Origin of the sequence: Bacillus sp. FSL W8-0519, from assembly GCF_038005585.1 — a bacterium.
GTDB classification, from domain to species: domain Bacteria; phylum Bacillota; class Bacilli; order Bacillales; family Bacillaceae_G; genus Bacillus_A; species Bacillus_A paranthracis.
This window is the reverse complement of sequence record NZ_JBBOTL010000001.1, coordinates 2637898-2659949: the sequence shown is the minus strand read 5'-3', so window position 1 is coordinate 2659949 and position 22052 is coordinate 2637898. Positions and strand designations below refer to the sequence as shown.

General features: G+C 33.3%; 22 protein-coding genes. 17 read left to right on the top strand and 5 right to left on the bottom strand.

The genetic code is table 11. The features are described from left to right. From kynB to NST14_RS13905, 3 genes are all read left to right on the top strand, one after another. Positions 1–630 carry an arylformamidase gene (kynB, locus tag NST14_RS13915; protein WP_000858056.1) on the top strand — a complete coding sequence of 210 codons (630 nt, stop codon included), beginning with the start codon at positions 1–3 and terminating at the stop codon, positions 628–630. Positions 631–663: 33 nt separating this feature from the next. Continuing rightward, entirely contained in the window at positions 664–1503 is an 840-nt protein-coding gene (gene kynA / locus NST14_RS13910; RefSeq protein ID WP_000661965.1) for a tryptophan 2,3-dioxygenase, read from the top strand. A 116-nt stretch (positions 1504–1619) separates the two neighbouring features. Further along, positions 1620–2537 (top strand): serine hydrolase domain-containing protein, encoded by a 918-nt coding sequence (locus tag NST14_RS13905; RefSeq protein ID WP_048557912.1) that lies wholly within the window; start codon positions 1620–1622, stop codon positions 2535–2537. Positions 2538–2649: 112 nt separating this feature from the next. Here the strand turns inward: NST14_RS13905 and NST14_RS13900 are convergent, their stop codons facing one another. Then, positions 2650–2982, bottom strand: a complete 333-nt coding sequence (locus NST14_RS13900) for a DUF3889 domain-containing protein (RefSeq protein WP_000734898.1) — start codon at positions 2980–2982, stop codon at positions 2650–2652. 144 nt (positions 2983–3126) lie between these two features. Here NST14_RS13900 and sleB point away from each other — a divergent pair, with 144 nt between their 5' ends. From sleB to NST14_RS13865, 7 genes are all read left to right on the top strand, one after another. Continuing rightward, entirely contained in the window at positions 3127–3906 is a 780-nt protein-coding gene (gene sleB, locus NST14_RS13895) for a spore cortex-lytic enzyme (protein WP_001249248.1), read from the top strand. A gap of 15 nt (positions 3907–3921) precedes the next feature. Beyond that, positions 3922–5262, top strand: a complete 1341-nt coding sequence (gene ypeB / locus NST14_RS13890) for a germination protein YpeB (RefSeq protein ID WP_000943715.1) — start codon at positions 3922–3924, stop codon at positions 5260–5262. Positions 5263–5288: 26 nt separating this feature from the next. After that, on the top strand, positions 5289–5885 hold the full coding sequence (locus NST14_RS13885) for a YhcN/YlaJ family sporulation lipoprotein (RefSeq protein ID WP_000698002.1): 597 nt from the start codon (positions 5289–5291) through the stop codon (positions 5883–5885). Between the two features lie 112 nt (positions 5886–5997). After that, positions 5998–6354: a hypothetical protein gene (locus NST14_RS13880; protein ID WP_000976537.1), complete on the top strand. Its 357-nt coding sequence runs from the start codon at positions 5998–6000 to the stop codon at positions 6352–6354. Positions 6355–6379: 25 nt separating this feature from the next. Then, positions 6380–6877 carry a GNAT family N-acetyltransferase gene (locus NST14_RS13875; RefSeq protein ID WP_048557911.1) on the top strand — a complete coding sequence of 166 codons (498 nt, stop codon included), beginning with the start codon at positions 6380–6382 and terminating at the stop codon, positions 6875–6877. Between the two features lie 108 nt (positions 6878–6985). After that, on the top strand, positions 6986–8053 hold the full coding sequence (locus NST14_RS13870; protein WP_229142755.1) for an aromatic acid exporter family protein: 1068 nt from the start codon (positions 6986–6988) through the stop codon (positions 8051–8053). A 16-nt stretch (positions 8054–8069) separates the two neighbouring features. Next, positions 8070–8606, top strand: a complete 537-nt coding sequence (locus tag NST14_RS13865; protein ID WP_048557909.1) for a DUF1697 domain-containing protein — start codon at positions 8070–8072, stop codon at positions 8604–8606. A 44-nt stretch (positions 8607–8650) separates the two neighbouring features. Here NST14_RS13865 and NST14_RS13860 read toward each other — a convergent pair whose 3' ends face one another. Then, positions 8651–9055 carry a hypothetical protein gene (locus tag NST14_RS13860; RefSeq protein ID WP_001015806.1) on the bottom strand — a complete coding sequence of 135 codons (405 nt, stop codon included), beginning with the start codon at positions 9053–9055 and terminating at the stop codon, positions 8651–8653. Between the two features lie 209 nt (positions 9056–9264). Here NST14_RS13860 and NST14_RS13855 point away from each other — a divergent pair, with 209 nt between their 5' ends. Continuing rightward, positions 9265–10434 carry a ParM/StbA family protein gene (locus NST14_RS13855; protein ID WP_000025610.1) on the top strand — a complete coding sequence of 390 codons (1170 nt, stop codon included), beginning with the start codon at positions 9265–9267 and terminating at the stop codon, positions 10432–10434. 11 nt (positions 10435–10445) lie between these two features. Next, the gene (locus tag NST14_RS13850) at positions 10446–10781 is read left to right on the top strand and encodes a hypothetical protein (RefSeq protein ID WP_001257754.1); all 336 of its coding nucleotides are present in this window, start codon (positions 10446–10448) and stop codon (positions 10779–10781) included. 110 nt (positions 10782–10891) lie between these two features. Here the strand turns inward: NST14_RS13850 and NST14_RS13845 are convergent, their stop codons facing one another. Next, a complete protein-coding gene (locus NST14_RS13845; protein WP_048557908.1) occupies positions 10892–11755 on the bottom strand; it encodes an alpha/beta fold hydrolase in 864 nt (287 codons plus the stop codon). A 421-nt stretch (positions 11756–12176) separates the two neighbouring features. Between NST14_RS13845 and NST14_RS13840 the strand changes: the two genes are divergently transcribed. Further along, the gene (locus NST14_RS13840; protein ID WP_048557907.1) at positions 12177–13208 is read left to right on the top strand and encodes a DnaA N-terminal domain-containing protein; all 1032 of its coding nucleotides are present in this window, start codon (positions 12177–12179) and stop codon (positions 13206–13208) included. 18 nt (positions 13209–13226) lie between these two features. On the opposite strand, the gene secY is transcribed toward NST14_RS13840, so the two are convergent. Continuing rightward, positions 13227–14531, bottom strand: a complete 1305-nt coding sequence (gene secY / locus NST14_RS13835) for a preprotein translocase subunit SecY (protein ID WP_000490140.1) — start codon at positions 14529–14531, stop codon at positions 13227–13229. 448 nt (positions 14532–14979) lie between these two features. Here secY and NST14_RS13830 point away from each other — a divergent pair, with 448 nt between their 5' ends. The 4 genes from NST14_RS13830 (at position 14980) to NST14_RS13815 (ending at position 21566) form a co-directional block, all read left to right on the top strand. Then, positions 14980–15480 (top strand): AraC family transcriptional regulator, encoded by a 501-nt coding sequence (locus NST14_RS13830; RefSeq protein ID WP_048557905.1) that lies wholly within the window; start codon positions 14980–14982, stop codon positions 15478–15480. 382 nt (positions 15481–15862) lie between these two features. Next, entirely contained in the window at positions 15863–17566 is a 1704-nt protein-coding gene (locus NST14_RS13825; protein ID WP_061536528.1) for a M4 family metallopeptidase, read from the top strand. A 482-nt stretch (positions 17567–18048) separates the two neighbouring features. Then, positions 18049–20595, top strand: a complete 2547-nt coding sequence (pulA, locus tag NST14_RS13820; protein WP_229142754.1) for a type I pullulanase — start codon at positions 18049–18051, stop codon at positions 20593–20595. Between the two features lie 371 nt (positions 20596–20966). Beyond that, entirely contained in the window at positions 20967–21566 is a 600-nt protein-coding gene (locus NST14_RS13815; protein ID WP_048557902.1) for an undecaprenyl-diphosphatase, read from the top strand. A gap of 169 nt (positions 21567–21735) precedes the next feature. Here NST14_RS13815 and NST14_RS13810 read toward each other — a convergent pair whose 3' ends face one another. Beyond that, complete coding sequence (locus NST14_RS13810) at positions 21736–21918, bottom strand: hypothetical protein (RefSeq protein WP_000273226.1); 183 nt, start codon at positions 21916–21918, stop codon at positions 21736–21738. Positions 21919–22052 lie beyond the last annotated feature (134 nt).

Genomic DNA, 22052 nt, shown 5'->3' with positions numbered 1-22052 from the left:
ATGAAAACATCAGAGTGGATTGATATTTCACAACCGCTAAATAATGATATTGCTACTTGGCCAGGGGATACACCGTTCTCGTATGAAGTATCATGGTCAAAAGAAGAGAGTGGCTCAGTAAATGTCGGAAAGTTAACGATGAGTATTCATACAGGTACTCATATTGATGCACCGTTTCATTTTGATAATGATGGAAAGAAAGTGTTAGATTTAGATATCCAAGTTTATGTCGGACCTACGCGAATCATTGACGTTTCTAATCTTGAAAGCATTGGGAAAAAGGAATTAGAGAAATTTCATTTAGAAGGCGTAGAACGCTTGTTGTTACGCACATCTTCACATGGTAAAGCGAATGAATTCCCAGATATAATCCCGCATTTACGTGCGGATATAGCACCGTTTCTTTCAGAAAAAGGTATACGTTTAATCGGGGTGGATGTACCATCAGTTGATCCATTAGATGATAAAGAATTAGCAGCGCATCATCAATTGTTTAAACATGGTATACACATTTTAGAAAATGTCGTACTAGATCATGTAGCAGATGGCGATTACGAACTAATCGCATTACCACTTGCCTTATCAGATGCAGATGGAAGTCCAGTTCGAGCAGTTATTAGACCAATATAAGTAGAAATATATATAAAGGGGCGTTTTGCTAATATGAAAGAAAATGAAAAGGTAATTATGGAAAAAGGGATTCATACGGACTTTAAAGAGAATATGACGTACGGGGAATATTTACAATTAGATAGTTTACTATCTTCTCAAAAGAGATTATCAGACCACCATGATGAAATGTTGTTCATCGTTATTCACCAAGCAAGCGAACTTTGGATGAAGCTTATTTTACATGAGTTAAACGCAGCAATTGAATCTATTAAACAAGACAAATTACAACCAGCTTTTAAAATGTTAGCACGTGTATCAAAAATTCAATCACAAATCATTCAATCTTGGGATATTCTTGCGACATTAACGCCGTCAGAGTACATTGAGTTTCGTGACTCGCTCGGTCAAGCTTCAGGTTTTCAATCGTATCAATATCGTATGATTGAGTATGCACTTGGTTATAAAACGCCGCATGCCTTAAAAATTTATGAAAAAGATCCAGAATTACACGCTCGACTTCATACGGCGCTACATGCACCAAGTTTGTATGATGTCGCAATTCAAGCTCTTGTAAAAGAAGGATTTCCTATTCATAAAGATGTGTTGAATCGGGATATTACGCAGCCTTATGAAGAAGACGCTACAGTAGAAGCGGCATGGCTTGAAGTGTATGCGGATGTAAAAAAATATTGGGATTTATACCAACTTGCTGAAAAATTAATTGATATCGAAGATTGGCTACAACAATGGCGTTTCCGTCATATGAAAACAGTAGAACGTATTATCGGACATAAAATGGGAACAGGTGGCTCTTCTGGTGTATCTTATTTAAAACGAGTACTTGATCAACGCTTCTTCCCAGAGCTTTGGAATGTTCGCACGAAATTATAAAAACAAACCTGTCAGTTCATTACTGGCAGGTTTGTTTTTTATTTGAACACAAGTATGTTTTAATTAAAGCTACAAGATATAATAAATTAGGTAATGATTTAATTGGAGGTAAAGTATTGGATTTCAAGCAGCTAGAAAATAAATTTGAAAAGAAAAAAGTAAATACATTTCTTGTTTATCAAAAAGGTGAGTTAACGACTGAATATTATAAAACGTTAGAATGCGAAAATAATGTATTTAAAATAAATTCGATTACAAAAAGCATTGTATCTATATTAATTGGTATTGCAATTGATAAAGGCTATATAAATGATATACATACACCGATTACAGAGTGGATTGAAAATATACCTGAGGGAAAACATGATTTGACGCTTTATCACTTATTAACAATGACTACTGGTGAGGAGTGGAAAGAGTTTGGAAATGGAGTAGTATTCCCGAATGACTTTGTAGAATCAGCGAACTGGGTGCAATATATATTAGAAAAACCAATAATTGAAGAACCCGCTACAAAAATGAATTATAACTCAGGTTCTTCGCATTTGCTTAGCTACATTATCCAAAAAGCTACTGGAATATCGACAGAGCAGTTTGCAAAAAGATATGTATTTGATCCATTAGAAATTACCGAATATGAGTGGCAGCAAGATCCCCAAGGAATATATGTCGGTGGTTTCGGTATGAAAATGAAATCAAAAGACTTATTAAAGCTAGGAATATTATGTTTACAAAATGGATATTGGCAGGGGAATGAAATTGTATCATCGAAATGGTTAGAAGAATCAAGTACACCTCTATTTGAAACGTATGAACATGTCGGGGCGTATGGATATCACTGGTGGGTATTGAATAACGAAAGATTTCACATACCGTACTGTATGTACTTTGCTATGGGATATGGCGGGCAATATATCGTTATCATTCCGCAGTTAGAGGTAGCTGCTGTAATAAGTAGTCATATGCCTAAACGTGGACTTGTTCCATTAAATTTATTTATTGAACATATACAAGAGAATTGTAATTTTCAGTAAGGGCACAAGTAAATCCATTTAATCCAGTTCAATTGTTTTATTTCTTCACAATTGAAAGTAATTTAGAAATGAAAACCTCACTGTTTATATTATAAACAGTGAGGTTTTCATTTTATCTACTCGTCTTCTGAAATGACACCTTAATAAATTTCTCCGTCTTCGTTTCAAATTCTACATCAACAAAAACGCCATATTCTTTTCCGTCCTCACGTAGCCATAATTTAAATTTTTCAACTGTTATTTGAACGGTTTTTGGTTTTCTACCTATATGAAGGTAATCAATAATCTCTGCTTTTGGGTATTGTTCTTTCGTTTTTTCTACAGCAAGCTTACCCCATTTCGCATACGGCGGCTGTGCATGAACAATTGCTGAGCCTGTATATACATTTGAACATATTGTTAGGAACAGAATAACGAGTGCGACACGCTTTAACAATTTTTTCATAATGAACTCCTTTTACCTTTTTTTATATTGTTTACATACTTTTTCAACGATATTAGTTTGGATTTTTTTGTCTTCATTACATAAAAGCGAGCCTTTTACAAAACATAACCAAGAAATCATTTACATAATTAAGGAGGGAAAATTATGCGCCAAAAACCTGTTTTTAAAATAGCAGTTTTGCTTGCGTTCATAGGACTGTCTTTCATGGTCAGTAGTATACAACTAAAAAATGTAGAAGCCTTTTCTAATCAAGTCATTCAAAGGGGAGCATCTGGTGAAGATGTCATTGAACTGCAATCTCGTTTGAAATATAACGGATTTTATACGGGAAAAGTAGATGGTGTTTTCGGATGGGGTACATACTGGGCACTTCGGAATTTTCAAGAGAAATTTGGTTTACCGGTTGATGGTTTAGCTGGAGCTAAAACGAAGCAAATGCTCGTGAAGGCAACGAAGTATGATAAGTCAACTGCTAATAAAGGAACGACAACGAATAAAGGAAATAGTGGAGGTACTGCACAAGAAAATAAACCACCTCAAAATAAAGGGACAAATGTTCCAAATGGTTATTCTCAAAATGATATACAGCTCATGGCAAACGCAGTATATGGAGAGTCTCGTGGGGAGCCGTACTTAGGACAAGTTGCAGTCGCTGCAGTTATTTTAAATCGTGTTACAAGTGCATCATTTCCAAATACTGTTTCGGGTGTGATTTTTGAGCCAAGAGCATTTACAGCGGTAGCAGACGGACAAATATATTTAACACCAAATGAAACAGCGAAAAAAGCTGTATTAGATGCAATTAATGGATGGGATCCAACAGGAAACGCATTGTATTATTTCAATCCAGATACTGCAACAAGTAAATGGATTTGGACTCGTCCACAAATTAAAAAGATCGGGAAACATATTTTCTGTAAATAGAGCGGAGGTGGAACTATGTTACGAGGTATTATAATCGTATTATTAACAGTTGGTGTAGTTGGAACTGGATACTGGGGCTATAAAGAGCACCAAGAAAAGAATGCAGTATTAATTCGAGCAGAAAATAGCTATCAACGTGCGTTTCATGATTTAGCGTATGAGGTTGATTTATTGCACGATAAAATTGGAACAACGCTTGCGATGAATTCGCGCGCATCTTTATCGCCTGCATTAGCAGATGTATGGAGATTAACATCGGAAGCTCGTTCGGATGTAGGACAACTTCCTTTAACATTAATGCCTTTTAATAAAACGGAAGAATTTTTAGCGAATATCGGTGATTTTAGTTACCGTGCAGCCATTCGTGATTTAGAAAAAGAACCATTAAATGATCAAGAATACAAAACGTTGCAAACTTTATATTCCAATGCAGGGAATATACAAGATGAACTAAGAAAAGTGCAACATCTTGTTTTGAAAAACAATTTACGCTGGATGGATGTTGAGATGGCACTCGCATCAAATCGTGATCCTGCAGACAATACAATTATTGACGGGTTAAAAACAGTAGAAAAAAATGTAACATCGTATTCATCTACAAACTTCGGACCTACCTTTACAAGTGCACAAAAAAATAAAAAAGGTGGATTTGAAGCAGAAGGAAAAGCAATTTCAAAAGATGAAGCGGCGAAAATTGCAAAATCGTTTTTAAATTTAAAAGGAAATGAAAAAGTAGAAGTCGAGAAAAGCGGAAAAGGTGCGAAAGAATCTTTCTATAGTGTGAAAATTAAAGACGAGGCAACGAATAATGAGTTTTATATGGATATTACCGGAAAAGGCGGATATCCAATTTGGGTTATGAATAATCGAGAAATTAAAGAACAGAAAATTAGTTTAAACGATGCAGGAAGTAAAGGTTTGAAATTCTTAAAGGACCATAAGTTTCATAATATGGAGCTTTATGATAGCTCACAATATGATAATGTTGGAGTATTTACGTATGTAGTAAATGAGAATGGCGTACGAATTTATCCAGAGGCAATTCAAATGAAAATTGCTTTAGATGACGGTTCTATCGTCGGATTTTCGGCGAAAGAATATTTAGCATCACATCAAAAACGAACAATCCCTTCGGCAAAGCTAACTGCAGCAGAAGCAAGAAAGAAAATAAACCCTGATGTAAAGGTAATGGAAGAGCGAAAAGCAATGGTAGTAAACGATTTGCATAACGAAGTACTTTGCTATGAATTTGTAGGTACTTTAGGGAAAGATACGTACCAAATTTTCATCAATGCAAATAGCGGAGCAGAAGAAAAAGTGAAGAAAATGCAAGCTGTTGAAAAAATTTATGATTAAACTTTAATGGTAAAGTGGTGAGAATAATGAAGATTTTAATATATATGTTGATGGTTTGTTTTTTAATAACTGGATGCAGTATTGGAAAAAAGGATAATCCAAACGAAAAGCCCGAGCAAAAAAATGTTTCAATGAAAAATGTTAATTATACAAATAAGTCAAATAAGCCAAATGAAAAAGCAGCGGACCATTTAGCGTCTTTAGCGGCAAGTGTGCCAGGTGTGAATGATGCGACAGCGGTAGTAGTTGGGAAATATGCTATCGTAGGAATTGATGTAAAAGCGAAACTAGATCGAACACGTGTTGAATCCATTAAATACTCTGTTGCAGAAAGTTTGAAAAACGATCCTGATGGTGCTAATGCAGTTGTTGTAGCAGATGTTGATACGTATGAACGACTGAAACAAATTGGAAAGCAAATTAAAAAAGGAAAAACAGGCGAAGGTATACTGGATGAGTTAGCAGCAATTGTTGGCCGTGTAATGCCACAAGTTCCAAATGACATGATTGAAAATAAAGAAACGAATCCAATTCAAGATAATGATAAACAATTACCAAAAGATGAAGAGCAAGAACTGAGAAAAGAACAGAATGACCAATCAAATAATCATTTAAATAAATAAATTTAACAGTAACCCTGTACTAAATTGTACAGGGTTTTTCAATATAATATTAAATATTCAGTTTATTTTTAAGGGAATATATGGTTTAATTATTATGGGAGGGACAACTGTTATGATGAAAAAAAGCACATTAATATTATGTAGTTTATGCTTAGGTTTCAGTATGACAGCGTGTGAACAGAAGAAAGAAGTAAAAAAGCACACAGCGACTTCTTCTACTGTGATGGAAAATCAAAAGAAAAAATCTATCAATATAAATCATTTCTCCAATATAAATGAAGGAATGACTTATAAAGAAGTGAAAGATTTAATTGGTTTTGAAGGGGATTTACTCATAGAAGAAGGGGTGGAACATTCTACACAAATTAAGCAAATTTTTGCTTGGAAGGGAAGCAATCCAACTGCATTAGTTGAAATTACATTTTTAGATGGCAAAGTACATTCTAAAGTGCAGCAAGGTTTAAGTTAATAAGTAAAAAATGGGAGAGTTTATCATGAACATACATACAGGGGAGATTCAATTAGTTCCGTATAAAGAGGAATATAAAGAAGTTATAGAAACATTTACTTTACCAAGTGAACAAGTTCAATTTACGTCGGACCCAGCTGAATTATTGAAAAAAGCAAAAAATGATCGTACAAAAAATGTCATTGTTATTTTAGATTACAATGGGGTACCTGTTGGTCTTTTTGCATTGCAAACAGGAGATAGAGTACAGGAATTCACAGAAAATGAGAACGCTTTACTTTTAACTTCATTTTCTATAAATCACAATAGACAAAGGAAGGGATACGCTAAAAAATCACTGGCACTATTACAAGAGTTTGTACAACGTTATTTTTCGATGAAAAATGAAGTTGTACTTGCTGTGAATGAAAAAAATATTCCAGCACAAAATTTATATAAAAAAGTTGGTTTCCAAGATAAAGGACTTAGAAGAATGGGACCAATTGGTCAACAAATTATAATGCATTTACCTATCATAAAATAATGAGAAGAAAAACTTACTCTTGCATAGTAAAGTAGTAAGTTTTTTTATTTGGAACAATATATGTTGTAAAATATATAAATAAACGAAATAGAAATGAAGGAAATACAAATGAATCAAGTTAGAAAATGGAATATTATTGGTGGAAGGGTGATAAAAACAGGAATTGCGGTTTTTCTTACAGTTCTAGTTTGCGAATTTTTCAATATACCAACTATTTTTGCTGTTATTACAGCAATTGTAACAATTGAGCCAACCGCAACGGATTCTATAAAAAAAGGACTAGTTCGTTTTCCAGCTTCAACAATTGGATCAGCGTATGCAATGACTTTCACATTTTTCCTAGGTCATCAGGCGCTTTCTTATGCGTTAGCGGCAATGTTTACAATCGTTACATGTCAAAAACTAAGGCTACACGCAGGAACGTTAGTCGCAACTTTAACTGCTGTTGCAATGATTCCCATTACGGCAGATCATTATTTTACTGCATTTTTAATTCGATTAGCTACTACATCTACTGGTATTATAGTGTCTACTTTAGTGAATTTTTTCATCTTACCACCACACTATGTTAAAACAATTTCGGGATGTACAGAAGAGCTATTTGTTAAAACGGCAAATGTTATGGAGGAATGGCTTACTGCGTTAATGGATGGGAAAGTTATAAAAAAGGAGACAACCTATACTCTTTCTAAATTAACTGTATTATTACATAAAGCAGTACAATTTGTTCAATATGAGCAAAAAGATTGGAAATACCATCGACATACAAAAAAAGAAATGAGAAGCTTTTTACTTGTACAAAAGCAACTTCATTTATTACAGCAAATTATTTATCATATAGATAATTTAGCTCGAGCACCAATTGAAACATGTGATTGGTCACAAAATGAAAAAGAAATTTTACGACGAACAATTCATTCTATAATTTCTATATTAAGAAATCATTGTGAAAAAATAGATGAGGAACATTTTAAACTGATTGATGAATTAGATAAGCAATTTTGGACTAATAAAAATGATTTAGCACATTGTAAACCGAATCAATATCATCATCATTTTTCAAGTGAATCTATCATTTTATTTGAGATATTATCTATACATGATATGTTAGAGGAATTAGAACAAATATTCGAGAAATATGAGAGTGACAATCAACTTAATTGCTCAGTTCATTAAAATGCGGAGGATTGATATGACAATTTATATTGCATTACTAAGAGGAATCAATGTAGGCGGGCATAAGATAATCAAAATGGCTGATTTAAAACAAGCGTTTGAATCAATAGGGTTGAAACAAGTGAAAACATATATTCAAAGTGGGAATATCGTGTTCGAATCTGAAAAAGATATTGATTTTCTAAACAAACGAATACAATCTGAAATTAAAAACGTTTTTGGTTTTGATGTTCCGGTTATGTTAAGAACACATGAGGAATTTATAAACATTACAAAAAGATGCCCCTATGAAGTCAATTCATTGCGAGAAGGCGAAAGTATACATATTGCCTTCTTAGCACATGAACTTTCTAAAACAGAAAAAGATCAGCTACTTATGCAAAAAAATGAGATTGAAGATTGTTGTATTCATGAAAAAGTTGTGTATTTATTTTTCAAAAATAGCATTCGAAACTCTAAATTAATGAACCAGTTTCAGAAGTTGCATACACCAGCTACAGTAAGAAATTGGCGGACTGTGAATAAATTAAAAGCGATTGTAGAGAGTATATAACTATAAAAAGAAGAGGTTTTCTGTCTATAGAAAACCTCTTCTTTTTATTTATATTGTTTCGCTACAATGAGTTCAATGATAGGATAAATAAAGAATGAAGAGCACAGTGCAATAAAAAGAGGGAAGTTTTTAACCCCATCTAAATTAGCTCCCATAGAAAACCCTTCAGAGAAGAGTAATATAAGGAACATTACAACTACGAGCGTAAAATATGCAATTTTAGAGCTTTTATATGTAATTTGTTGTCCCATTTCATCTTGACTTTCTTCTGATACACCGTGAGGATCTCCCCATGTAATATGATTGATAAGGTAGCTAATTATTATAGCACTAGTGAAAATTGTGCCACCTAAAATTTCACCTTCAGCGATGTATTTATAAACTCCATGTATAAGCACTCCAAGTAATGATAAAACGATAATTATGAAAATAAATTTTTTATGGTTCAATTTAAAAATGGCACCTCCATTGTTGTAAAAAACTCTTTACAACTATAGTATAAAATTGGGAAAGTTTAATGTCAAATACTTTTTACACACAGAGCCGCGAAAATGATATTTTGTATGTACGGTTAATAAAAAATTATATTACATTTGAATGTAAAAGAATGGGCTCGCATATATTTGGAAGGGATGTCAGATTAATTTAGGGGGTAGTTATGTCTATTCTTTTAAAAGCTGGTGCTGATGCAGGAAATAATGGTTTGAAGTTAATGGTGAAAGGGCAAGATCCTATTTTTATTCCGAGTATATATGCTTTATATATAGGAGAGCCTACAGGACTTTTAGATGAGGAAGATGTTTCATTATCTGAATTAGAAAATCACATTGACGTGACCATTAGTTCTCCATCGTTAATGTTAAATAATGTGCGGTATATCGTTGGAGAAAAAGTCATTCAAGATCAATTAAAAGGTACTGAGGTTGAGAAGAAATCGAATAAGTCAACTGATGAGTTAATGGTTATTACGATTCTATCTGGTTTAGCCGTAAGTGCTATGCGTCAAAGTCCAACTTCTAGCCATATTAACATTCGATATGATTTATCTGTTGCTCTCCCTATGCAGCTTATTACACAAGAAATAGCGGCGGAAAATGCGAAACGTTATATGGGGAATCATAAGGTTGTGTTCCATTATCCAAACGGACGTGATGTTACAATTAATATTTCCATCGAATATTGCAAATGCCTACCTGAGGGTGCTTCTGGGACGTGGGGCATTGTATATGATGAAGAAGGAAATGTTGTAAAACATAAAATAGAATGTGAACAAAATAAAGTGTCAGAAATTGATTTTGTTGATAAAACATTATTATCTTTTGATATTGGTGCAGGAACGACAGAAGAAGTCGTTTCACTAGGTGTAAACTTTAGACCACAACTAAGTAAGGGTTTATCGTACGGTGTGAAAGAAACGTTACTACAAATTATTACGAGATGGAACCGGAAGTATCCAACAAAGACAATTGATAGTATTACAGAATTCAATCAAATTTATTTAAATGATAAACACCCTAGAAATGCATTATTAGTTGAGGAATCACAACCAGCACTATTAGGTTTAGCAGCGCGCGTTGCAACGGATATTATTAACAAAATTGATGATATGAAAGACGATCCATATGTTTTTATTTATGGCGGGGGCGCAGTTATCATAAAAAATAGCCTGAAAATGATTTTAAAACAAAAAGGGCGTTTAACAAATGTAATCTTTGTAGATAATCCATTATTTACAAATGCACGTGGGTTATTAGTCTACACTTGTTCGCCAAAATATAGAGAGCATAAGCAAAAAGAGTTAGGATTTACAAACTTAACAATAAGTTAGTTGGTGGAAGTATGCGATCTAGGCGATATAAACGTGGTGACCGAGTAAAAATTAATATTCATAAGTCAGTATCACCTGAAATGCTTGCATGGCTGAATAAACAATCAAATCCAACCAACTTCTTTTTCTTTGCAGCGCAGCAACTTTTTAAACAAGTAGGAGATATTGATGTGTCAAAAGCTATACCAAGTAGCCATGTTTTCTCGTTATACGTTGAGCCATCATCTTTATTAAAAGTAGAAGTTAATCCTTTTAAAAGCTTACCACTAGAAGCAAATAAATCCACCGATAATATAAAAAAAAAATCATGGGAAGCTGTTGATCAATTAGATTGTCCGTTTTTTTAAACATAGAAAAATATAAGTATTGCCCATCACTATACATACGGATACAGTGATGGGCGTTTTTACATGTAAAGATAGGAGGGACACAAATTGCGGCGTGCCCCTCCTATTCATTATTTTTCTATTATTTTGGCTGTATGTTCAGTAACAGTATGAATGATGTCTTCCCAGTCATCAGGATGAATCTCATGTCCAGCGCCTTCAAGAGTTAATAGAGCTGAGTTAGGAATCTCATCGATAAGTGCGAGACCATGTTCAAAAGGGAGTGCGGTATCGTCTGTTCCGTGAATGACTAATGTAGGTGCTTGTATGGAGTGAAGCACCCCTTCATATGCATCATCGCCTTGAAGTAAAGCGTGATTAAACATGCTTAATAAATTGTTAGCTCGTTCAATTTCTTGTTTTACTTGATTATAGACTCTTTTTTCATCAAATGTGCGTTTGGACCCGCATAATAGACGGGACCCTGAAACTAAATATTCTGCTACAATATTTTCATTTGTCCAATCTAAATGCGTGCCATTTGCGTGATGTGTTAAAATTCTTTCATCCATCGGGGGTAAGTCACGTGTGTTATTGTCAGAGCCTATCACACTTGTAGCTAGTAATGTTAATGTTAATATTCTTTCGGGATGTTTTACAGCAGCAATTTGAGCGATCATACCGCCTAAAGACATACCAAATAGATGCGCTTTGTCAATATGATAAGCATCTAGTACCCCAATTGCATCTTCAGCCATATCCGTAACGGAATAATTAGAAGTTCCAGGTTCATATGCGACAGAGCGTCCCACATCACGGTTATCAAAACGAATAACAAATTTCCCCGTGTTAGCCAACTGTTCACAAAATTCTTCATCCCAATAAACCATTGAACACGTAGCACCCATAATTAATAAAATAGCTGGATTTTTAGGGTTTCCAAAGCTTTCTGTACATACATCAATCTCGTTTATTTTAAATATCTTTTCAGTCATAGAGTTCTCTCCATTTCTTTTGAATGTAATTAAACATAAAATTTTGAATGACTCTAAGTTGTGTGTTAGATTTGCTTTGTTTTTTGCGTAATTACCCCCAAAAATAAGTTTATGATAATTTAAGGGGAAAAATTTTGAGAAATAATTGTATGTTATTAAAATAAACAGCAAGGGAGAGGACATGAAAGCAATTGTTATAGATCAATATAGTAGTGTTGAAGAATGAAAAGACAGACCAGTTTTAAAACCAGTTGTTAAGAATAACGAGGTATTAAAATGAAGAAGGCGTTAGAGAAGCTTATATTTTGAGTGAATATAAACATGTTTCATTTTATTCATGATACGGATTGACTTTATTTATTGGAAAGGCGTAATATTATCAAGCTATATGAAAGAGATCTGTAAGAAGAGGGGAGTTATTATGAAAATAAATTGGACTGAAGTAAAGGAAAAAATTCGACCGCAAATTTCAAAACCATCATATGAAACTTGGTTTACGAATACTACTGTTTATTTAGAGGATGATATATTAACAATTTATTGTCCAAATGAATTTGCACGTGACTGGTTAGAATCTCATTATAAAGAATTAGTATTTAATACATTAAGAGAAATGTTTAATACGACGTTTGAAATTCAGTTTGATCTATGTAATGGCGAACCATCTAACTTGAAAGATGTCCAAAAAGAAAAGCTTAGTAGCTGGGATGAAGTAAAGAAAGCGTTAAGACCAAAATTAGCAGAGAAAACATTTATGACGTGGATTAGAAATACAAATGCTACGATAAAAGATAATAAAGTAATAATCTTTTGTGAAGATGCGTTTCATCGTGATTTGCTTGAAGGTGAGTATAAAAATATAATTTCAAGTACCGTACAGAAACTTACTGATGAAGAATATCAAATTTGGTTCGAAATAGGATCAAGCGCTACTTCTAAAGCACAGATCCATCACGTGCAAAATAATCAACGTACTTCCGGACAAGAGGAATCAAAAACAATTTGGAATAAAATAAAAGATAAAATGCAATTAAAAATTTCGAGACCGTCATATGAAACTTGGGTCAAAGAAACGACAGCTAGAATAAATGAAGATTCATTAATCATTTATTTTGAAAACGAATTCCAACAAGAGTGGGTTAAAAAGTCTTATAAAGATTTAATTTCGCAAATAGCTAAAGAGTTAACTGGAAATACATATGAGCTTCAATTTGAATTAAAATCAAATACAAATGCACTAGATAATGCTGGAAAATCAACTGTTAAAGATATCACTTCCGAATTAGGGGAGCAGTTCAAAGTATCCAATAACAGTTTAAAATATAATGATGTAGACGAGAGCAATAAACGCATTCGAGCCCTAGAAGAAAAAATAATGAACTTGGAAAAGATCATTGGTACATTAGTAGAAAAATTAGATGCAGTAGAATTAAAAACACAGTTGGAAAAATAACCAACTGTGTTTTTTTACTTAATTCGCTTTTTTTATAAACCCTTTATAATGACGTTTTACAAGCTGACTTTCTAACGTTTTCATTGTTTCAAGTGCCACACCGACAATGATCAGTAAGCTTGTACCACCAATTTGTGCAGAAGGTGGTAATGTAGCAATCTTTGTGAATACAAGCGGTAAAATTGAAATTGCACCTAAGAAAATTGCACCGATAAATGTTAAACGGTATAAAATTTTCGTTACATATTGTTCTGTTGATTTACCAGGACGAATACCAGGTACATATCCATTTTGCTTTTTCAAATTCTCTGCCATTTGCTCAGGATTTACTTGAATGAATGCATAGAAGTATGTGAAAGCAACGATAAGACCGACATAAAGTGTCATTCCAATTGGATGTGCGAAATCAAGGTTTGCAACTAACCATTTTGATACGCTTGAATCAGGGAAGAGCTGCGCAATTGTACGCGGCGTCATTAAAAATGCGGAAGCAAAGATTACTGGAATTACACCAGCACTATTTACTTTTAGAGGTAAATGAGTGTTTTTTGCTCCTTGATATTGATTGTTTCCTGAAACAGCTTTTGCATATTGAATCGGTATTTTACGCACAGCTTGTTGAATGTAAATAACCCCAACAACTATCGCTAAAATTATAAGACCAATTAAGACCATTTTTATGATGTGCATGAATAATTGATCGCCTGCATTTTGAAATTGTTGTAAATAAATTTGATTCGCAACATTTGGAATCGCTGCTACAAGTCCTGCGAAGATAATCATCGAAATACCATTACCTACTCCGTTAGCGGTAATTTGTTCACCTAACCAAAGTAAAAATGCAGTACCTGCAGTTAAAACTGTTGCAATAAATAAGTATGTAGTCCAGCTTTGATCTGTTATTAATTGTCCACCTGCTATATTATTAAAGCCATAAGACATCCCAATGGCTTGTATGAATGCGAGAATGATTGTAAAGTATCGAGTAAATTGAGCTGATTTCTTACGGCCCATTTCTCCTTGCTTTGCCCATTCCGAAAATTTTGGTATGACGTCCATTTGTAGTAATTGTACTATAATGGAAGCTGTAATATATGGTGTAATACCTACAGCAAAGATTGAGAAGTGTTGCAATGCTCCTCCGCCAAATACGTTTAGCATACCTAAAACGTTAGCTTGATCTTGTACTTTTAATACCTCTGCGTTAGTATGAGGAACTGGAATAAACGTGCCAATTCGAAAAACGATTAACATCGCTAATGTAAAAAGGATTTTCCTTCTTATCTCAGCTACTCTCATGAAATTTGAAATCGTACGAAACATTATATCGCCTCCTATATTTTTATCAGTTTAAAACTGATTATTATATCCCGATGAAGTAACCACAAACCTCCTTCCGCATTAAATTCATTTGACAAATGGAATTTTATACATTTTGTAGTTTTCACGGATATAAAAATATAAGGTATTTTTAGCGAGCTATAAGTTTTTCGTAATCATTCAATACACATAATATATCGAATAAATTAACAAATGTACATACATACGCATGAAAAATGAATAAATAGGGTCATTTTTTACATTTATTTAATGATAATCGAAAGAAGGATGCTTTTAATTATTGTATTTCAAGAAATTTGCTAGGACGATGAAAGGAATTCTATTATGTTATTTAGTATAAAAGTGGCAGGGTATTTTTTATTTATGAAGGAATATATGAAAATAAAGGCTAAATAATTTGAGTAGAGATTTGTTAAAGGGAGTGATGTATATGAAAGTGATTATAAAAAATTTACCATCATTAGAAGTGGCATATATAAGACGAACGGGCAGTTACTTTGAACCACAAGATCATTGGGGAAAGTTATTGAACTGGTCTATTGAAAATAAGCTTTATCCACCGGAGCAATCATTTATCGGAATCTCATTAGATAATCCTGAACTTGTTGCAAGCCATATGTGCTGCCATGATGCTTGCGTGACCATACCTGAAAACTTTGAGAAAGAACAACATGAGGGTGTGCAATTTAAAAGTGTAGATGGAGGTCTATACGCTCTATACGAATTCTATGATGAACCTCATAAATTAAGTGTAGCGTATCAATACATGTACGCAGAGTGGCTACCAAATAGTGAATATGATGCAGATTATGATAGAGATAATTTAGAGTTTTGCTTAAATAATGTTGCAGAAGATTTAGAAGGAAAGTTAAAGGTTGATTTATTTGTGCCAATTAAAAAAGTACCAATAAATATGAATGCAAATAAGTAGTATGTTTCTATCTAGCACTATCTTTACTATATTTTTTATTTGCTAATCAAATAGTAACGGAGGATACCGGTGTATTGGATGATATATTTTTAAAAGATTATTGGGTAGAGAAAACATTAAATAAACAATTAAATGAGACGAGCATATACTAATAAATGACACAATGCATAATTTATAATCGTATTTGAAGAGCACCTTAAAGTGCTCTTTTTTTATTGAAATTCATGCACTTATATAAGTTGTTCTTAATTTGAATCATCGTCCTTATATTATGTAATTTTGCATAATGTTACATAAATTGTGTATTTTCCCTTTTTTTCGACAGGAACAGCAAGTATACTTTGTACAAGCTTTCTATTTCAAAATTATACGAGGTGAAAAAATGAAAAACAAAAAGACGTTAACTAAGGTAGCATTAACAACAGGTTTAGCTTTAACAGCAGTAGCACCATACGGAGTAGGTCATGCAGAGGAAACAGATCAACTACAAGTTCAAATTCAGGAGGAATCATTCCGTTCAGGTGAACTTACACAACCGTCACAAAAGGCACCAGAGAATGTAGTAAAAGATGCTCTGAAGGAGAAAACAGAACAAGCTCTTTCTCCAAAGCAAGTCAATGGAGAAACTGGAGTAGATTATAAAGTTCTTCAAAAACGTGGTTCATATGATGGGACTACACTTGTACGTATACAGCAAACATATGAAGGAAAAGAAGTATATGGCCATCAATTAACTGCACACGTAGATCATAACGGTGTTATTAAAAGTGTTTCAGGCGATAGCGCGCAAAATTTAAAACAAGAAGAATTGAAAAAGCCTATCAATCTATCAAAAGATGAAGCGAAACAATATATTTATACGAAGTACGGGAACGATATCAATTTTATTTCTGAGCCAGAAGTTAAGGAAGTTATTTTTGTTGATGAAAATAATGGACAGGCTAGCAATGCATACCAGGTTACATTTGAAGCGGCAACACCAAAATATGTTTCCGGAACATATTTAGTAAATGCACAAAATGGTGATATGTTAAAAAATATGGTACAAGAGTCTAACTTGAAAGCAAGTGAAAAACTAGTTGGAGCCTTAAAGAAAAGTAAAAAAAGCAGTCTTACATCATTAACGGGCACTGGAAAAGATGATTTAGGGATCTCTCGTTCATTTGGTATTTCTAAACAAAGTAATGGCAAATATGCTCTGGCTGATTATACAAGAGGGCAAGGAATTGAAACATATGATGTGAATTATAGAGATATTACGAAAGAAGAAAGCTATTATCCTGGTACATTAGCAACTAGTACTTCAACAACATTTAACGATCCAAAAGCAGTAAGTGCTCATTACTTAGCAACAAAAGTTTTTGATTTTTATAAAGATAAATACAACCGTAATAGCTTTGATAATAAGGGACAAAAGGTAGTTTCAGTTGTACACGCTTGGGATTCTGAAGAGACGAATGATCCGAAAAATTGGCAGAATGCATTGAGTGCTAATAATGGAAGTATGCTTGTATATGGTGATCCTATCGTCAAAGCATATGACGTAGCTGGCCATGAATTTACACATGCTGTTACTTCTAGTGAATCTAATCTTGAATATTACGGTGAATCTGGTGCGATTAATGAGGCACTATCTGATATTATGGGAACATCTATTGAGAAATACGTAAATAATGGAAGCTTTAACTGGACGATGGGAGAACAAACTGGATCTGTCTTCCGTGATATGGAAAACCCAGCCTCTGTTCCATCTTCACTTGGAGTACCTTATCCAGATGATTACAGCGAATTTAATGATTTTAATGGATGGGATCAAGGTGGCGTTCATTTTAATTCAAGCATTATCAATAAAGTTGCGTATCTCATCGCAAAAGGCGGAACTCATAACGGTGTAACTGTTAAAGGAATTGGTGAAGATAAAATGTTTGATATTTTCTATTACGCAAATACAGATGAGTTAAACATGACTTCTAATTTCAAAGAATTAAGATCAGCATGTATTCGAGTGGCAACTAACAAATATGGTGCAAATTCAGCTGAAGTTCAAACAGTACAAAAGGCATTTGATGCAGCAAAAATTAAGTAAGTTAGAAATATAGTTCTTATTCATATATTATTACATTATGAAAAACAGCTAATGTCGTTTTAAGGATATTAGCTGTTTTTTTCATACCAATGTATTTGAAAAATAAACTTACTAAGCAATAATTAGGTACTCTACCTTTAAGAAGTTGCGACAAAGATTTTAGGTTTATAGTATATAAAAACAGAAAATTAATAATATATTGACCCCTTAATGGGAAGTGCTATAAAATGAAAGCGATAACAAACGATTGCTTTAAAATAATTTCCCTGATCTTTTCGTATTTACAGATATATGAAGACATAAATAAACTATTTTTTTAACAATCAATGCAAACGTTTTCGTATTGGAAAGATCATTGAAATACATATGTGAAAATAACCAATACGGGGGGAAGCAAAAGAGATTTCTAGATTAATTTAAATTGTGTAATGCAGTACGGGCATAATAAATCGTCCGTACTATTTAAAGAAAGGGTGTATGTAGTGCAAATGACAAAAAGATTAATTAACAAATCAGTTTTATTGCTTACTATAATCGTTATGTTATCATCTGTTTTCTCGTTTCAAAGTGTAAAGGCAGTTTCAAATTCGAAAATAACTGAAGTTATCGTTCATTACAAAGAGCAGCTTGGAAATACAAAAGACTGGAATCTTTGGTTATGGGGAGAAAATGCAAATGGTACATCTTATGAATTTACTGGTGAAGATGAATTTGGAAAGTACGCTAAGATTAATATAGATGGTGACTATAATCGTGTAGGATTCATCATTCGTACAAATGAGTGGGAAAAAGATGGTGGGGATCGTTGGATTGAAAATATAAAGGACGGTCGTGCTGAAGTATGGATTCTTTCTGGTGATGAAAAGGTATATAACGCTAAGCCTTCTTCGGATCTATCAATTCAAAAAGCAACTATTGATAGTTTCAATGAAATCACTGTAACGACGAATGTTCCATTTCATATTAAGGAACAGAAAATCGAAATTGAAGGTATTAAAATTAAGAATATTACTCCTTATGATATAAATAGTGGAGATATTACGAATAAGGTGAAAATAATTACGGAACAGAAAATTGATTTAAAACAAACATACAAAGTTAAAATAGAAAACTTAGCTGATACGAATACTGAAATTGGTAAAGTCATTCGTAGTGAGGAATTTGATCATTTATTTTATTATGGTGGTAACGATTTAGGAAATACATATACCGTGCAACATACAAAGTTCCGTGTATGGGCTCCTACTGCGAGTGAAGCGAAGTTAGTTACATATAAAAAATGGAACGATAAAATAGGTACTGAAATAAATATGCAACAAGGTGAAAAGGGCACCTGGAAAGCAGAACTTAAAGGGAATCAAAAAGGTCTCTATTATACGTATAAGGTAAAAATTGGTGATAAGTGGACAGAAGCAGTTGATCCTTATGCACGTGCTGCTTCTGTAAATGGAGATAAAGGTGCGGTTATTGATTTAGAAGAAACAAATCCGAAAAAATGGAACACTAACAAAAAGCCTAAATTAAAAAATCCGGAAGATGCTATTATTTATGAATTGCATGTACGTGATCTTTCTATTCAGCCCGAAAGTGGCATTAAACAGAAAGGAAAATATTTAGGTGTAACAGAAAAAGGAACAAGAGGGCCTGAAGATGTGAAAACAGGACTTGATCATATAAAAGATCTTGGTGTTACACACGTTCAGCTTTTGCCGATATTTGATTATGCTTCAGTAAATGAAGAGAATGTAAACGAACCACAATATAACTGGGGATATGATCCAAAAAACTTTAACGTACCAGAGGGGTCCTATTCTACAAATCCATACGAGCCAACTGTTCGAATAACTGAATTAAAACAAATGATTCAAACACTACATGATAATAATCTTCGTGTTGTTATGGATGTAGTTTATAACCATATGTATAATGCTGCTGAATCTAATTTTCATAAGTTAGTTCCCGGTTATTATTATCGTTACAATGAAGATGGAACATTTGCAAATGGAACCGGTGTAGGAAATGATACGGCTTCAGAAAGAAAAATGATGAGGAAATTTATGATAGATTCCGTCACATATTGGGCAAAAGAATACAATTTAGACGGATTCCGTTTTGATTTAATGGGTATTCATGATTATGAAACGATGAATGAAATACGTAAAGCTGTTAATCAAATTGACCCTTCTATTATACTGCATGGAGAAGGTTGGGATTTAAATACACCTCTTGCAGCAGAGTTGAAAGCAAATCAAAAAAATGCAGAGAAAATGAAAGGGATTGCTCATTTTAACGATAATATACGTGATGGATTAAAAGGTAGTGTATTTGAAGAGAAAGAAAATGGGTTTGTAAATGGAAAGGAACACATGGAAGACCGTATTAAAAAAGGTATTACCGCAGGCATTGACTACGATACAAAATCGTCGACTTACCAAGATCCAGAGCAGGTACTAACGTATGTGGAAGCACATGATAATCTTACATTATGGGATAAACTTGAGTTGACTAATCCAAGTGACAGTGAAGAAGTGCGAAAACAAATGCATAAATTATCTTCTTCGATTTTATTAACATCACAAGGTATTCCGTTCTTACATGCGGGACAAGAGTTTATGCGCACGAAATATGGTGATCATAACAGTTACAAATCTCCAGATTCAATTAACCAGATGGACTGGTTGCGCCGTGCAACGTTTAATAATGAAGTGGATTATATGAAAGGTTTAATAGAATTACGCAAAAAGTACTCAGCTTTTCGAATGACATCTGCAGAGCAAATAAAAACACATGTATCATTTATTGATGCTCCGAAAAATACTGTAGCTTATACAATAGAGGGGAATAAAAATGAATACTTTACGGTGGCTCACAATGCAAATAGAGAAACTGTTGAAATAACACTTCCATCGAAAGGTCCTTGGAAAGTACTAGTAGACGGGAAGCAGGCGGGAAGTAAATCCCTTTATGTTGTGCATGACAATAAAATTAAAGTTCCTGCGTTAAGTTCATTTGTTTTAAAGTTAAAATAGTATAATTTCACATACTGTAATTGTATTACAATTTAATCAATCAAAAAGAGAAGAACTCGCCAAGGTTCTTCTCTTTTTTATGTGTGATTAGGGTTTCCGTAATTGTGGATATACGAGTTTATGAATATAGCAAAAGGCAAGACGATGAATCTATTTTCAAAGTGACGAGAAAATGACAAAACTGTAAGAATGCATGAATGATTGTAAGAAAGTTCGATGTTTTCCTTTTTCTTTTTTTATTAAAGTGAAAAAGAAGAAAGCGGTGTCATAAGAGGTTGGTATTTTTAGGTGTGTACAATAACCAACACTATCCATGTAATAAAAGTATATGGCAATCAGTAAGACACCATACTAATAAGGAGGGATTTGAAATGTCTTTTTCTCAATTCAATATCGATATTTTTCGAGCCATTAATGATTTAGGTAAACAATATTCATTCCTAAACCCGGCCATAGTATTTTTGGCAGAATATATGGTATATATTTTAGCTTTAATTATTTTAACTTATTGGTTTATTGGATCTAGAAAAAGTAGGATGATGGTTATTCAAGCGATGGTTGCTTTTGTAATTGCTGAGGTGATTGGAAAAATAGCAGGGAAATTCCATCTGAATTATCAACCGTTTGCAGTATTGCCTGATGTTAATAAACTTGTCGACCATGCTGTAGATAATTCATTTCCTAGTGACCATACGATTCTCTTTTTTTCAATTTGTTTTTCATTTTCGCTTGTTCGTAAAAAAACTGGATGGCTATGGCTTATACTTGCGCTTTGTATAGCGATCTCTCGTATTTGGGTAGGGGTTCATTATCCTTTTGATGTTGCAGTAGGGGCTTTAATAGGATGTATTTCGGCGGTATTTTCGCATTGGTTAGTACCGAAATTATCTTTAATTAGGCAATTACTTACTCAATATGAAAGAGTAGAGAAACATGTTTTACCATCCAAAAACAAATCAAAAGGATTGTGAGTATAGACCTTTATCACCCTCATTACTATTCTTCACAAGTTGAATGTTCAATGCACTTATTTACATTCATGAAGATGAAAAGGAATGAGTAGTACATCTAGGTAATAAAATAGCTTGTTACCTAGATGTATAATCTAAATGCTGTTCCGTTAACATTTTGAATGTATCGTTATTGCAGAATTAAACCTACAATCATAATGAAACTAAATAGTATCATCCAACCAAACGCACAATAGCCGAAGATTCTAATCCATTTTGGCAATTGATTCATGTTAACTCTATTTGTGGGAACTCCTTGCATAAAAAACATCATTTTTTGATCTCTATCCCTATTATTTTGTTGTTCATACATAATATCATCACCTTTCTAGAACTATTGTGTTTATAGTATATCAGTCTGAAGAAAATTATGTATAAGGGCTCGTTTGCATCTTGCGTGGTGAATTTTATAAATAGCAAAAAAGAGTCCTATATAAATGGGACTCT

Bases quoted from the DNA above. Each gene is read 5' to 3' on its own strand.
- NST14_RS13815 (WP_048557902.1), top strand. From the start codon at position 20,967: ATGTCTTTTTCTCAATTCAATATCGATATTTTTCGAGCCATTAATGAT.
- NST14_RS13845 (WP_048557908.1), bottom strand. From the start codon at position 11,755: ATGACTGAAAAGATATTTAAAATAAACGAGATTGATGTATGTACAGAA.
- secY (WP_000490140.1), bottom strand. From the start codon at position 14,531: ATGTTTCGTACGATTTCAAATTTCATGAGAGTAGCTGAGATAAGAAGG.
- NST14_RS13885 (WP_000698002.1), top strand. From the start codon at position 5,289: ATGAAGATTTTAATATATATGTTGATGGTTTGTTTTTTAATAACTGGA.
- NST14_RS13810 (WP_000273226.1), bottom strand. From the start codon at position 21,918: ATGTATGAACAACAAAATAATAGGGATAGAGATCAAAAAATGATGTTT.
- kynA (WP_000661965.1), top strand. From the start codon at position 664: ATGAAAGAAAATGAAAAGGTAATTATGGAAAAAGGGATTCATACGGAC.
- NST14_RS13825 (WP_061536528.1), top strand. From the start codon at position 15,863: ATGAAAAACAAAAAGACGTTAACTAAGGTAGCATTAACAACAGGTTTA.
- NST14_RS13880 (WP_000976537.1), top strand. From the start codon at position 5,998: ATGATGAAAAAAAGCACATTAATATTATGTAGTTTATGCTTAGGTTTC.
- NST14_RS13850 (WP_001257754.1), top strand. From the start codon at position 10,446: ATGCGATCTAGGCGATATAAACGTGGTGACCGAGTAAAAATTAATATT.
- NST14_RS13830 (WP_048557905.1), top strand. From the start codon at position 14,980: ATGAAAGTGATTATAAAAAATTTACCATCATTAGAAGTGGCATATATA.
- NST14_RS13870 (WP_229142755.1), top strand. From the start codon at position 6,986: ATGAATCAAGTTAGAAAATGGAATATTATTGGTGGAAGGGTGATAAAA.
- kynB (WP_000858056.1), top strand. From the start codon at position 1: ATGAAAACATCAGAGTGGATTGATATTTCACAACCGCTAAATAATGAT.
- NST14_RS13900 (WP_000734898.1), bottom strand. From the start codon at position 2,982: ATGAAAAAATTGTTAAAGCGTGTCGCACTCGTTATTCTGTTCCTAACA.
- NST14_RS13840 (WP_048557907.1), top strand. From the start codon at position 12,177: ATGAAAATAAATTGGACTGAAGTAAAGGAAAAAATTCGACCGCAAATT.
- sleB (WP_001249248.1), top strand. From the start codon at position 3,127: ATGCGCCAAAAACCTGTTTTTAAAATAGCAGTTTTGCTTGCGTTCATA.
- NST14_RS13865 (WP_048557909.1), top strand. From the start codon at position 8,070: ATGACAATTTATATTGCATTACTAAGAGGAATCAATGTAGGCGGGCAT.
- ypeB (WP_000943715.1), top strand. From the start codon at position 3,922: ATGTTACGAGGTATTATAATCGTATTATTAACAGTTGGTGTAGTTGGA.
- NST14_RS13875 (WP_048557911.1), top strand. From the start codon at position 6,380: ATGAACATACATACAGGGGAGATTCAATTAGTTCCGTATAAAGAGGAA.
- NST14_RS13855 (WP_000025610.1), top strand. From the start codon at position 9,265: ATGTCTATTCTTTTAAAAGCTGGTGCTGATGCAGGAAATAATGGTTTG.